9 protein-coding genes are annotated in these 12,693 nt (G+C 72.9%); 3 read left to right on the top strand and 6 right to left on the bottom strand.

Annotated elements, in window-relative coordinates:
* The 4 genes from AB0M30_RS23315 to AB0M30_RS23300 all read right to left on the bottom strand — a co-directional run bounded on the left by AB0M30_RS23315 (position 1) and on the right by AB0M30_RS23300 (position 3,557).
* The gene (locus AB0M30_RS23315) at positions 1–447 is read right to left on the bottom strand and encodes a hypothetical protein (protein ID WP_364586958.1); all 447 of its coding nucleotides are present in this window, start codon (positions 445–447) and stop codon (positions 1–3) included.
* The gene (locus AB0M30_RS23310; RefSeq protein ID WP_364586955.1) at positions 444–1,745 is read right to left on the bottom strand and encodes a cation:proton antiporter; all 1,302 of its coding nucleotides are present in this window, start codon (positions 1,743–1,745) and stop codon (positions 444–446) included. The genes AB0M30_RS23315 and AB0M30_RS23310 overlap by 4 nt, the downstream gene beginning before the upstream one ends.
* Before the next feature lie 64 nt (positions 1,746–1,809).
* Positions 1,810–2,901: a histidine kinase gene (locus tag AB0M30_RS23305; RefSeq protein WP_364586952.1), complete on the bottom strand. Its 1,092-nt coding sequence runs from the start codon at positions 2,899–2,901 to the stop codon at positions 1,810–1,812.
* Entirely contained in the window at positions 2,898–3,557 is a 660-nt protein-coding gene (locus AB0M30_RS23300) for a response regulator transcription factor (RefSeq protein ID WP_364586949.1), read from the bottom strand. The genes AB0M30_RS23305 and AB0M30_RS23300 overlap by 4 nt, the downstream gene beginning before the upstream one ends.
* Before the next feature lie 212 nt (positions 3,558–3,769).
* Between AB0M30_RS23300 and AB0M30_RS23295 the strand changes: the two genes are divergently transcribed.
* A complete protein-coding gene (locus AB0M30_RS23295) occupies positions 3,770–4,906 on the top strand; it encodes an alpha/beta hydrolase-fold protein (protein ID WP_364586946.1) in 1,137 nt (378 codons plus the stop codon).
* A gap of 28 nt (positions 4,907–4,934) precedes the next feature.
* On the opposite strand, the gene AB0M30_RS23290 is transcribed toward AB0M30_RS23295, so the two are convergent.
* Entirely contained in the window at positions 4,935–5,807 is an 873-nt protein-coding gene (locus AB0M30_RS23290; RefSeq protein WP_364586944.1) for a S1 family peptidase, read from the bottom strand.
* 192 nt (positions 5,808–5,999) lie between these two features.
* On the opposite strand from AB0M30_RS23290, the gene AB0M30_RS23285 reads away from it, so the two are divergent.
* Together AB0M30_RS23285 and AB0M30_RS23280 are read left to right on the top strand one after the other, a co-directional pair.
* A complete protein-coding gene (locus AB0M30_RS23285; protein WP_364586941.1) occupies positions 6,000–6,506 on the top strand; it encodes an SET domain-containing protein in 507 nt (168 codons plus the stop codon).
* Positions 6,507–6,509: 3 nt separating this feature from the next.
* Positions 6,510–10,712 carry an amino acid adenylation domain-containing protein gene (locus AB0M30_RS23280; RefSeq protein ID WP_364586938.1) on the top strand — a complete coding sequence of 1,401 codons (4,203 nt, stop codon included), beginning with the start codon at positions 6,510–6,512 and terminating at the stop codon, positions 10,710–10,712.
* Here AB0M30_RS23280 and AB0M30_RS23275 read toward each other — a convergent pair.
* Complete coding sequence (locus AB0M30_RS23275; RefSeq protein WP_364586935.1) at positions 10,678–12,678, bottom strand: family 43 glycosylhydrolase; 2,001 nt, start codon at positions 12,676–12,678, stop codon at positions 10,678–10,680. The two genes, AB0M30_RS23280 and AB0M30_RS23275, sit on opposite strands and share 35 nt — an antisense overlap.
* Positions 12,679–12,693 lie beyond the last annotated feature (15 nt).

The following is a 12,693-nucleotide window of genomic DNA, read 5'->3' as shown; positions in this document are numbered from 1 at the left end:
TCAGTCCACCGGGACGTAGGCACCGTCGCCGGCTTTCGCGGTGGCGAGGTCCGCGTGCGTCGACGCCCTCGTCGTGAAGCGGCCTCGTGTCACGCGGACATACGCCCCGTCCAGCGGGAACACCAGCACGAACTTCGCCCCGTCGGTTCCGCGCAGCACCGCGCCGCGGCGCAGGTTGCCGAGGAACTCGATGATGTCCCGTTCGATTTCCTCGGCGAACCAGCGCTGCTCGTCCTGGGAAATGTCGTACAGGTCGGTGTCGATGTCGTACGTGGCGCGCCGGCCCGTCACCGGGTCGCAGGCCGCGAACTCCAGGCCGAGCCAGCGGCCCGGGTTGACGATCACGGTCGCCTGCCAGGTCGATCCGCTCAGGTGCCAGGAGTCCGTCTCGGCCGTGTACGTCGCCTGGAGCGTGCGAAGGACCTCCAGAAGACGGCGGCCCGTCATGGCGCCTTCGGGACGGCCACGGCCGGCCTGGTCTCGCCGACCGGCGGGCCCGGTTCGCGCAGGAACCGTTTCGCGGGTTCGGCGCCGGCGCCGTGCAGCAGCACGCTGCCGAGGACGCAGGTGACGGTGATGGTCAGGATGGTGTCCGCCGTTCCGCCCTCCGGGAGGCGGTTGAACGCCAGCAACCCGAACACGATCGACGTCGTCCCGCGCGGGCCGAGCACGCCCACCAGGAGCCGCTCGCGGGCCGAAAACCCGGAGCCGGTCAGGGCGAGGAGCACCGGGACCACGCGGGCCAGGGTGAGGGCCAGCGCGCAGAACAGCACCACCTGCCACGAGACGCCCAGCGAGACGATGAGCACCGCCGACACCCCGACCATGAACCACATGACCGTGGTCATCAGCGCGGTGACGTCCTCCAGCAGCCGCAGGTCGGGCCCGAGGACCAGGCCGCCGGCCGCGCGCCGTGCGGCCGGCGCGGCGCGGAGGAAGCGCGCCTGGGCCTGCCGGTGGACGTAGCGGAACGCGATGCCGCAAACGAACGAAGCGACGAAGCCGTTCCCGTCGATGCCGACGGTCACCGTGTAGGTCAGCAGCGGCGCGAGCAGGACCGCGACGCGCGAAGACTGCCCGGTCATCCAGTTGCGGCGCTGGGCGCGGTCCATCAGCCAGGCCAGCAGCGCGCCGAGCACCACGCCGGCGACGACGGCTTTCAGGGCGAAGGGCACCACGGTCCCCAGCGCCGCCAGCGGTGTCCGGTGCTGGTCCTGGTCGCCCGCCAGGATGAGGGCGAAGAGGAACAGCGGGGAGACGATCCCGTCGTTGTACCCGCTCTCGACGTTGACGACGCTGCGGACGCGGGCCGGCACCGCCCGGTCGCGGACCAGCCGCTCGGCCGGGGCGAAGTCGATCGGCATGACGACCCCGGCGATCAGCAGCAGGACCGGCCAGGACAGCCCCGGGAACAGCGCCCAGCCGAGCACCATCGCCAAGCCGAGGCTCAGGGGCAGCGCGATGAGCAGGAGCCGGGCGACCGACCCCGGGGAGCTGCCCCAGAGCCGTCCGCCGCGCACCTCGGTGGCGTCGGTGAACAGCAGCACGGCGAGGATGATCTCCGCGACCTGCTGCACGGCCTGGGTGTTGAGGACGGCGCTGATCGAATCCTCGACGAGGAGGCCGGCCGCGACCCCCGCCAGCACCATGACCAGTGGCGCGCCGAGGTACCAGCGGTCCAGGCGCGTGGCCAGCAGCGATCGGACCACCAGTGCGGCGGCGATCGCGAGGAACAGGGCGTTCACGGTACCTCGGGTTTCGGGACGGCGGACGGAATTACGGTGTCCATTGAGGACTGTCTACAATGCACTAAGAACGCCGGTCGGGCCGGGGGAGACGCAGCTGCAGCCGGTAGCCGCCGTCGGCGCGGGGACCCGCCCGGACCGTCCCGCCGAGCAGCGCGGCGCGCTCCTGGAGGCCGACGAGCCCGTGCCGGGCGCTGGGCAGCGGCAAGGTCGGCCGGGTCGGGGCGGTGTTGCCGACGGTCACCGTCAGATCGGTGTCGTCGTGGGCGAACTCGACGGTCGCCGTGCTGCCCGGGGCGTGCTTGCGGACGTTGGTGAGGGCCTCCTGGACGGTTCGGTAGATGGTGCGCTGGACGGCCGTGTCGATCCCACCCGGTGTGGTGCCCTCGAGGCGGCATTCGATGCCGCTGCCGGCGATCAGCCTGTCCAAATCGGACAGCGTGGGCTGCGGGGCCAGCCCGGTCGCGGAGCTGCCGGAGGCACGCAGGAGGTTCACCATGTGCCGGAGCTCGTCGAGCGTGTCCACCGAAAGCCGGCGGACGTTCTCGGCCGCCGCCTTCAGGTCCGGGTCCCGGGTGGAGACGCCCATCGCGCCCGCCTGCACGGCGATCAGGCTGACCTGGTGCGAGACGACGTCGTGCATTTCGCGGGCGAGCTGGTTGCGTTCGGCGGCCAGGATCGCCTGCGCGTCCAGCACCCGCTCGTGCTCGCGCGCCTCGCGGATGTCTTCCAGCCGCAGCGCCAGTTCCTGCCGCGCGTGGACGAGCCTGCCGAAGAAGATCGGGGCGGCCGCGGTCATCGTCGCGTAGATGAGGGTGAGCGCGAGATCGGTGCGCTGGTACCCGAATTCCAGCCCGGGCACGAAGTAGCCGGCCGCGGCCAGCAGGCCGCAGGTGGTGAGCAGGACCCGGTTCGCGTACCGCACGGCGACCACGTACAGCGCGACCAGCGTCGCGATCACCGACCCCAGCAGGACGAGCGCCGGCAAGGTGAGCACGAAGGCGGGCACGGGCCACCGCCGCCGCACGAGCAGCGCCCCGACGGCCACGACGGCGGCGCCGGTGATCAGCGGACCGGCGGGCTGGTTGAACGCGGCGTCGAGGGCGGCGAGGACGATCAGCCCCGCGTCCGCGAGGACGGTCCGTGCCCGGTTCACGACGCGGTTTCGCCGTCGGCGAGCAGGCCCGCGCGCTGGGCCACGAGCGCCGCCTGCACGCGGCTGCCCACGTGGAGTTTGGTCAGGATCGCCGACACGTGGTCCTTGACGGTGCCGACGCTGACGTGGATCCGGCGCGCGATGTCCGTGTTGGACAGTCCGTCCGCGATGAGGACGAGCACCGCCCGCTCGCGTTCGGAGAGCCGGCCGACCTGCGTGGCCGCGGACGACCCGGCGCCCGAGTCGAGGTAGCCGTCGACCACCGTCCGGGTGACCTTCGGCGACAGGACGACACCGCCGGCGGCCAGCGTGCGGACGAGCTGGGCGAGCTGCTCGGGCGCGGTGTCCTTGAGGATGAACCCGGCCGCGCCCGAACGCAGGGCGGTGGCGATGTACTCGTCGGAGTCGAACGTGGTGAGCATCGCGACGACCGGCGGGCTCGCCAGCCCGCGCAGCTGCCGCAGGACGGTCAGGCCGTCGACGTCGGGCATCCGGATGTCGAGCAGCACGACGTCGGGGCGCCGCAGGCCCACCTCCTTGACCGCCTGCGCGCCGGTGACGGTCGCCACGACCTCGATGTCGCCGGCCGCCTGCAGGATGAGGCGGAAGCCCGACCGCACCAGCTCCTCGTCGTCGACGACGACCACTCGAACCATGCGCCCAGTCTCGCCGGGCCGGGCCCGGGCCCGCCACCCGGAGCCCGGCGACCGGCGGGCAGCCGACCGGCCGGAACGCACCAGCCGGTCGGCGGGGAGTTCGGGCCGGGTCGCCGGTGCCGGTGGCCGGTGGCGCGCGCCGACGATGGGGACCGGCGAAAGGAGTCTCCTGTGGACAGCCAAGACCCCGGCCCGGCCGCGGCGGGCCCCCGGTGAGCGTGTCGGTGCCGGCCGAGGTGGCCCGCCACGCCCAGGCGGCGGGCCCGCTCGAGTCGCCGTGGATCTGGCTCGGCTGCGCGGGCGTGGCCGTCGCGTGCCTGGCGGTCACCTTCTTCGTGCGCCGCCGCACCGGTGCCCGGCGGTGCGGGATCGCGGTGACTGCGGTGTGCGCCCTGCTGACCGCGACGGCCGCGGTCAACGCCCAGGTCGGCTACGTGCGTTCGGGGGCGGACCTGGTCCTGCTGCTGCAGCGCGGCGGCGGGCCGTTCCACGGGATCGGGCGGATGTTCGAAGGCGAGGGGTCGATGCCCGGGACCCAGCGGATCCGGCTCGCCGACCCCGCCGACCCGGACGCCCCGCTCGTGGAGCGGATGGTCATCGCCGACCCGGCCAACGCCGTGCTGTCCGGCCGGAACTTCCTGCTCCTCCCGCCGGGGTACACCGACCCCGCGAACGCGCACCGGCGGTACCCGGTGGTCTACCTCGTCCACGGGAGCCCCGGCGGCCCCGAGGACTGGCTGGCCGGCGGAGACGCCCCCGGGACGCTGCGGCTGTTCCACCGGAGCCGGGCGCTCCCGCCGATGATCGTGGTGAGCGTCGACCTCAGCGCGGGCAAGCCGGGCCGCAACTGGGAGGGCCTCGACGTCCCGGGCGGCCCGCGGCTGGAGACGTACCTGGCGCGCAGCGTGGTGACCGCGATCGACCGCCGGTACCGGACCCTCGCCGACCGGGAGCACCGCGCGCTCGGCGGGATGTCGAGCGGCGCCTTCGCGGCGTTGAACATCGGCTTGCGCCACAGCGGTGAATTCGGCGCGCTGCTGCTGAGCATGCCGTACGACACGCCGGAGAACCGGACGGCCCTCGGTGCGTCGGCGAGCGCCAACACGCCGCGGGACTACCTGGCCACGATGCCGTTCCCGCGGCCGGTCTCGGCCGTGCTCGCGGCCGGAACGGGGGTGCCCGGGGACGTGGCCGACGCACGCCGCATCGCGGAGGCGTTGCGGTCACGAGGTCAGCAGGCGGAGGTGCACACCGAAGACGGCTTCGGCCACACCTGGCGCACGGCCCGGGCGACGCTCCCGCACCTGCTCGCCTTCGCGGCCGGGGTGTTCGAGCGGGCGCGCGGGTGACCGCTTGCGCCTGGCCGGTGACCGCGGGTCAGCCGCCGATGCGGGCGCCGACCGCCGCCAAGGCCGTGGTCACCGGCTGGAAGAACGTCACGCCGCCCGTGCGGCAGTCGCCGCTGCCTCCCGAGGTGACGCCGATCGCGCTGCCGTCGCCGGTGAACAGCGATCCGCCGCTGTCGCCGGGCTCCGCGCACACGGTCGTCTGGATCAGGCCGGTGACCCGGCCTTCGGGGTAGTTGACCGTGGCGTTCAGGGCCGTGACCCGGCCGCTGTGCAGGCCCGTGGTGCTGCCCATCCGGGACACCTGCTGGCCGACCTGGGCCGCGGCCGCGCGGGTGATGGCCACCGTCCGGCCGCCGCCGGTGTCGACGACGCTGGGTGCGGCGGTCGCGGCGTTGTCGTACGTCAGCAGCGCGAAGTCGCCGGCGCCGGGAAACGTCGACTGCTTGAGCGTGGCCACCGGCCGCCCGCCCTGGGTCAGCGACCACTGGCGGCCGGCGGCGGCGCAGTGGCCGGCGGTGAGGATGCCGGGACCGCTGTTCGTCGTCACGTTGAACCCGAGGGAACACCGGGCCCCGCCGGCGAAGATCGCGTCGCCGCCTTCGGCGAACAGGCTGAGGACGCCGGGCGTCCGTTCGACGCGGACCGCCTTCCCGCGGGTCGCCGCCAGCAGGCTGTCCCATCGGGCGCCCTGCACGGTGCTGTCGGCGGTGACCACCGTTTCGCCGGTCCCCGCGTCGACCGCCCAGGCCGTACCGGTGATCGCCTGCGCCGCCGCTTCGGTACCGGCCCCGCCGGCGGCGTTCGCCTGGGGGAGCGCGATGGCCGCGGTGCCGGCCGCCAGGACGGCGGCGGCCGCGGCCAGGATCTTGCCCCGGCTGATCTTCCTGTGTCGGGAGCGCATGGGCGATGACCTCCGTAGCCGTTGATCCACTTCCTGTAGTGGTGCACGGCTCGCACCCGGCGACCGGTTCAGCCGGATCGGTAGCAGCCGGTCGTTGAGAGGACACTGAGAGCTTCGCGGCGGTGCGCGTGAACTCTCCGGAACCGGCCCGCGTGACCCGGGCAGACGATCCACTCCCCGGGAGGTCCACGGATGACCGACATCATCGAGGCGCGGCGCGCGGCCGTCGTCCGCAGCGAGGGCGAATACCGGCTGGTCACCAACCAGGCCGTACCGGCAGGCGTCCTGCTGTTCACCCTCGACGGCGAGCTCACGACGACGCCGACGCGCTACACCGTCCAGCTCGACGAACGGCGCCACGTCGACCTGCCGGCCGGCTGCCCGCTGGAAGAGGTGCTCGATCGCTACTACTGGCGGTTCATGAACCACGCGTGCGAGCCGGCCGCGGTGATCCGCGGCCGCTCGGTGCTCAGCCTGCGCCCGATCCCGGCGTGGTCGGAGATCACCTTCCACTACGCCAGCACCGAATACGACATGGCCGAGCCCTTCGGCTGCCGGTGCGGCGGCGCGCGCTGCGACGGCGTCGTCCAGGGCTTCCGGTACCTGACGGCCGAGCGGCGCGAGGCCCTGCGCGCGCTGCTCTCGCCGTACCTGCTGGCCGTGCTCGACGGCCGCACCGCCGAACCCGTCGGGGCGTGAGGAGTGAGCGAGGCGCTCCAGCGGGGCGGGCCGGCCGAGGTTCCGCTCCTGCACCACTTCTTCGAGCAGTCGGCCCGGCGGCGGCCGGACGCGATCGCCGTCGACGTCCCGCCGTCCGGGGGGCGGCCGCGGCGGACCGTCACCTACCGCGACCTGCACCGCCGGTCCACGGCCGTGGCGCGCGCGGTGCAGCACGCGGTCCGACGGCCGGGGATCGTCGCGATCCTGCTGTCCCGCACGACCGAGGACCTCTACTTGGCGCAGCTCGGCGTGCTGCGGGCCGGCTCGGCGTACGTCTGCCTCGACCCGTCGTTCCCCGACGAGCAGCTGCGCCACATCCTCGACGACGCCGCGCCCGCGCTGCTCGTCACCGACCAGGCGGGACACGAACGCGCCACCCGGGCCGGCTACACCGGTGCGGTCCAGCGCGTCGACGGCGCGGCCGAGCCCGCGGCCCAGCCGGCCTCGTCCGCTTTTCGGGGGCTCCGGGTGGCGAAGCCCCCGGCCTGGGGCGAAGCTCCAGTTGTCATCGCACCCGCGGCCCCGCCGGGACTGGCCTACGTCATCTACACCTCGGGCACCACGGGCAAGCCGAAGGGCGTGCTCGTGGGGCACCAGGGCGTGGTCAACCTGATCCGGTCGGACGTCGCCGAGTTCGGCCTCGGACCGGGGGACCGGGTGGCCCAGGGGTCCTCGCCGGCGTACGACTCGTCGGTCGAGGAAGCGTGGATGGCGTGGGCGTGCGGCGCCACCGTCGTGGTGCTGGACGACGAGACCGCCCGGCTCGGCCCCGACCTCGTGCCGTGGCTGCGGCGCGAACGGATCACCGTGCTCTGCCCGCCGCCGACCCTGCTGCGCGCGACGGCGTGCGAAGACCCGCGGCGGGAGCTGCCCGACCTGCGGCTGCTCTACGTCGGCGGGGAGGCGCTGCCCGACGACGTCGCCGAGCGGTGGGCCCCCGGCCGCCGGATGGTGAACGGCTACGGGCCGACCGAGTGCACGGTGACCTGCCTGCGCGCCGACGTCGAGCCCGGGAAACCCGTCGCCGTCGGCAAACCGGTGCCGGGCATGCGCGCCTGGGTCCTCGACGAGCGGCTCGAACCGGTCAGGCCGGGGCAGCAGGGCGAGTTATGCATGAGCGGCGCCGGCCTGGCGCTGGGCTACCACGGCAAACCGGAGCTCACCGCCGAGAAGTTCCCGCAGCACCCGCGGCTCGGGCGGCTCTACCGCACCGGCGACCTCGTGCACGCCGCGGCGGACGGCACGCTCTTCTACCACGGCCGCATCGACTCCCAGGTCAAGCTGCGCGGCTACCGGATCGAACTGGAGGCCATCGAGGCGTCGCTGGCCCGGTTCCCCGGCGTGCGCGAGGCGGCCTGCCGGGTCCAGGGCGAGGGCGCCGGCCAGGTGATCGCCGCGCACGTGGTGCCGGACGGCGCGATGCCGGACGCGGCCGCGCTCAAGGACCACCTGCGCCACGCCCTGCCGCCGTACATGATCCCGGCGGTGTTCGGGGCCGCCGTGACGCTGCCGCGCAGTGCCGGCGGCAAGCTGCGCCGCACCGACCTCCCGGTCCTGGCCACCGGGAGCCCGGCGCGGCGGCACGCGGCGGCCGGAACGGCCGGCACCGAAACCGAGGTGTTCATCGCGGAGGCCCTTCGCGAGGTGTTCGAAACCGAGGACGTCGGCCCCGACGACGACTTCTTCGACGACCTCGGCGGCAGCTCGCTGCAGGCGGCGGTGCTCATCTCGAAACTGCGCGGCAACCCGCTCACCGAAGCCATCGCCGTGCGGGACGTCTACCGCGCCCGGACGGTGTCCGGGCTGGCGAAGCTGGCCGCGCCGGCGACCCACGACGAAATCGACGCGGTCGCTGCCCCCGCGCGCAGCGCGATCACCATCACCCTGGCCCAAGCGGCGTGGCTCGGTGCCGAGCTGGCGGTCGCCGCGCCGATCGGCTGGTTCGCCGCGTTCGTCGCGCTGCCGTGGCTGGCCGGGCGGATCGGCCTGGTCCCGCTGATCGCGCTGCTGCCGATCGCGCTCGTCGCGCTCGGCTTCGGCTGGACGCCGGTCGCCGTGTTCGTCGCCGTGCGCGCGAAACGGGTGCTCATCGGCAAGTTCGAGCCGATGCGCGTCCCGGTGTGGAGCGGGTTCCACCTGCGGCTGTGGATCGTGCGGCACCTGCTGCGGTTCGTGCCGTGGGGCACCATCGCCGGCACCGAGTTCCAGAACATGGCGCTGCGCTCGCTCGGCGCCCGGATCGGCAAGCGCGTGCACCTCCACCGCGGCGTCGACGTCGTCCAGGGCGGCTGGGACCTCCTGGACATCGGCGACGACGCCACCGTCGGCCAGGACGCCTCGCTCGGCCTGGTGCAGCTGACCGGGGGCCACCTGGTGATCGGCCGGGTCACCGTCGCCGGCGGGGCCACCGTGGACGTCCGGGCGGGGATGTCCCCGAACACCCGCCTCGGCCGCGGTGCGTGGCTGGCCGCGTTGTCGTCCCTGCCGTCCGGGACCGCCGTTCCCGACGGGCGGCGCTGGGACGGTGTCCCCGCGCACGACGCGGGCCCGGCGCCGCGCGCCCCCGTCCCGGTGGTGTCCGGCAGCATGCTCTCGCCGTTCGCGCACGGGCTCGCCACCATCGCCGCCCGCGCGCTCTTCGCCTGGGTGTTCACGCTGCCGCTGTCGATCGTCCTGATCGGGCTGGTGCTGGCCTTCGACGTCACCTACCCGGCCCTGCTGGACGCGCTGACGCGGCCGTGGGCGCACGGGGGCTTCATGCTCGTCTTCGCCGTGGCGAGCTGCGGGTCCCTGCTGGTTTCGGTGTGGGCCGAGGCGTTCTGCGCGCGGGCGCTCGGGCGGGTCGAGGAAGGCGTCATCAGCCGGTGGAGTCCGGCCTACATCCGCGTCAGCCTCAAGACCGGCCTGGTCACCACGGCCGGGAACTGGCTCTCCGGCGGGCTGTTCTGGCCCGTCTGGCTCCGCTGGGCCGGGATGGAGATCGGCCGCGGCTGCGAGATCAGCACGATCATCGACGTCGTCCCGGAGCTGGTCGAGATCGGGCCCGATACGTTCTTCGCCGACGGCATCTACCTCGGCGGCCCGCGGATCCAGCAGGGGACGGTGACGCTCGCGCGAGTCCGGTTGGGACACGACACGTTCCTCGGCAACCACGCCGTCATCCCGGGCGGGCAACAGCTGCCCCCGGACATCCTGATCGGCGTCTGCACGGTCGCCGACGACCGCATCATGCGGCCCGGCACGTCGTGGTTCGGCCACCCGCCGATCCTGCTGCCGCGCCGCGAAATCGTGGAAACCGACCGCAGCCTCACCCACGACCCGTCGTTCGCGCGCGTGGTCACCCGGGTGTTCTGGGAGTGGCTGCGCTTCGCGCTCCCGGTCGTCCCCCTGGCCGTGCTGACCGCCTGGTTCGTCATGATCGGCTACGCCGCAACAGCCTTGCCACTCGCCGCGTTCGTCTTCCCCGGTGCCGCCGTGGTGACGCTGGCGACCGCGCTCCTGCCGTGCCTGATCGTTCTCGCGCTGAAGTGGGGGCTGCTCGGGCGGGTCAAGCCCGGGGTGCACCCGCTGTGGTCCTGCTGGTGCAGCCGCTGGGACTTCCTCTACGTCGCCTGGGGCGTGATCGCGGGCGGCGTGCTCTCGGCGCTGGAAGGCACCCTGATGCTGCCGCTCTACCTGCGCCGCACCGGCATGGACATCGGCAAGCGCGTCGTGCTCGGCGAAGGCTTCGCCCAGGTCGTCGACCCCGACATGCTGCACTTCGGCGACGGCGCGACGGTCAGCGCGATGTTCCAGGCCCACACGTTCGAGGACCGCGTCCTCAAGATCGACCACGTGTACGTCGGCGCGCATTCGACGCTCGCGCACGGCACGGTTCCGTTGTACGGCGCGGAAATCGGCGAACACACCCACGTCGCCCCGCACAGCGTGATCATGAAGCGGGAACACCTGCTCCCGCGGTTGCGTTACGCGGGCGTCCCGACGAAGGAGCAGAAAGCCCCGTCGCCGCGGACGAACCCGGAGCTGCGGACCCGGCCTCCGCGGCCGAGCGGCCGGCGGCCCGTTCCCGAGCCGCCGACCCAGGCGTTCTGGCAGGTCGACCGGACCTTCGCCGTGCCCGGCGAGCAGCCGGGCCGGCGAAGTTCCCCCGCTATGGCGCCGTCAGGTCGAACCGCTGGAGGGTGACCGAGCCGCCGAGCGCCTGGGTGGCGTGGTTGAAGACGGCGAACCGGTACCCCATGAAGAACTGCCAGGCGTTGTTGAGGGTGAACGGCGAGCCCAGCGGGGTGAAGTTCACCCCGTCGGTGCTGTAGGAGAACCGGGCCTGGCGGCCGGTGCCGGGGCGGATGTCGGCGTTGGCGCGCACCCAGATCCGGCTGCCGGGCAGGTCGGCGCTCGCGACCTCGGTCCCGGTGCCGGTGGTGTTCCAGTTGCCGTCCATGGTGAGGCCGTTGACCATGACCACCCGGTTGCGGCCGCCGTCGCGTTTGACGCCGATGTACGCCGAGGAGTCGCGCAGCATCGCCAGGCCGGTGCGGTCGCCGTCGCGCATCGACGTCAGGTCGAGCGTGGCGGTGGCCGTGGAGGACGGCCCCTGGATGCGGTGGGTCACGGTGTTGCGGGCGGAGTACAGGTCGTTGGTGACCGTCGCCGTGGACAGCTTGAGCCCGTTGCCGACCGAGAACTTCGTCGTGTCGGGGTTGTGGTTCCACTCCCATTGCGGACTCAGCGCCGGCCCCGGGAAGGTGTCGGTGCCCGTCATCGGCTCGACCTGGCGGGGCGGCGGTGGCAGGTTCGGCTTCGGGTAGGTCGTGCCCCAGCGGCCGTTGACCGTCTGCAGCTTCGGCCAGCCGTCGGCCGTCCAGGTGACCGGGGCGAGCACCGGGACCCGGCCGCCGGGGTAGGCGTCGACGAAGGCCATGTAGTACCAGTCGCCGTTCTGCGTCTGCACCAGCCCGCCCTGGTGGGGGACGCCGCCGCCGGAGACCGGGCCCGGCAGGTCCAGCAGCACCTGCTGGATGGTGTACGGCCCGAACGGGCTGCTCGCCTTGAGGATGTACTGGCCGTTGGCCGGCCGGGTCGTGAAGATGTAGTAGCTGCCATTGCGTTTGTAGAACCGGGAACCCTCGAGCGTGCCGATGTTCGACGGCGTCTGGAAGACCTGCTGCGAGCGGACTTCGGTCTTCCCGTCCTTGGAGAGCTGGGCGACGCTGAGGGTGGTGTTGCCGTAGGCGACGTACATCGTGTCGTCGTCGTCGACGAGCATGCCCGCGTCGTAGTAGCACTTGTCGATCGTGGTGTGCTTCGACCACTGCCCGTCCACCGCGGTGGCGGTGTAGATGTAGGTCTTCGCGAAGTCGACGCAGCCGCCCCAGTAGAACGTGTCGTTGCTGGCGCGGTGGTTGAAGAACGACGCCCAGATGCCGCGCACGTACCCCCGGCCGCCGTTCATGTCGTACTTCGCGCCGAAGTCCAGTTTGGGCACGGAGTGGCCGGCGAACTCCCAGTTCACCAGGTCGTAGGAGCGCAGGATCGGCGCGCCGGGGGAGTAGTGCATCGTCGAGGCGGAGTAGTAGTAGGTGTTGCCGACGCGGATGATGTCGTCGTCGGCGAAGTCCTGCCACAGCACCGGGTTCGTGAAGGTCGACGGCTGGTTCGGGGTGGTCGTGGTGGTGGGGGTCGTCGGTGTGGTGGGTGTGGTCGGCGTGGTGGTGGCCGTGGTCGTGGGGTCCACGCCGCCGGTGCACAGGGTGCCGTTGAGCCGGAACCCGTCCGGGACGGGGTTGGCCGAGGTGAACGAGCCGTTGAAGCCGAACTCCGCCTTGCCCCCGGTGGGGATGGCGGCGTTGTAGGTGACGTTCTTCGCGCTCACCTGGGTGCCGGCCTGGGTGATGGTCGCGTTCCAGTGCTGGCCCACCTGCTGACCGGAGGCGAACGACCATTCCAGCGTCCACCCGTCGATCGCGTCACCGAGGTTGGTGATCGACACGGACGCGCCGAAGCCGCCTTGCCATTCGGAGGTCTTCGTGTAGGTGACCGAGCACCCGGCCGCGGCGTGCGCGGCCGGGGGCGCCACCAGGACGGCGCCGGCGAGGCCGGTCGCGGCGAGCAGGGCCGAGGCGGCCGCCCGGGATCGTCGGCGTGACACCACGTATGTCCTTTCCGG

Origin of the sequence: Amycolatopsis sp. NPDC051716 (assembly GCF_040681595.1) — a bacterium.
Lineage (GTDB): Bacteria > Actinomycetota > Actinomycetes > Mycobacteriales > Pseudonocardiaceae > Amycolatopsis.
This window is presented reverse-complemented; position numbering and strand designations above follow the sequence as displayed.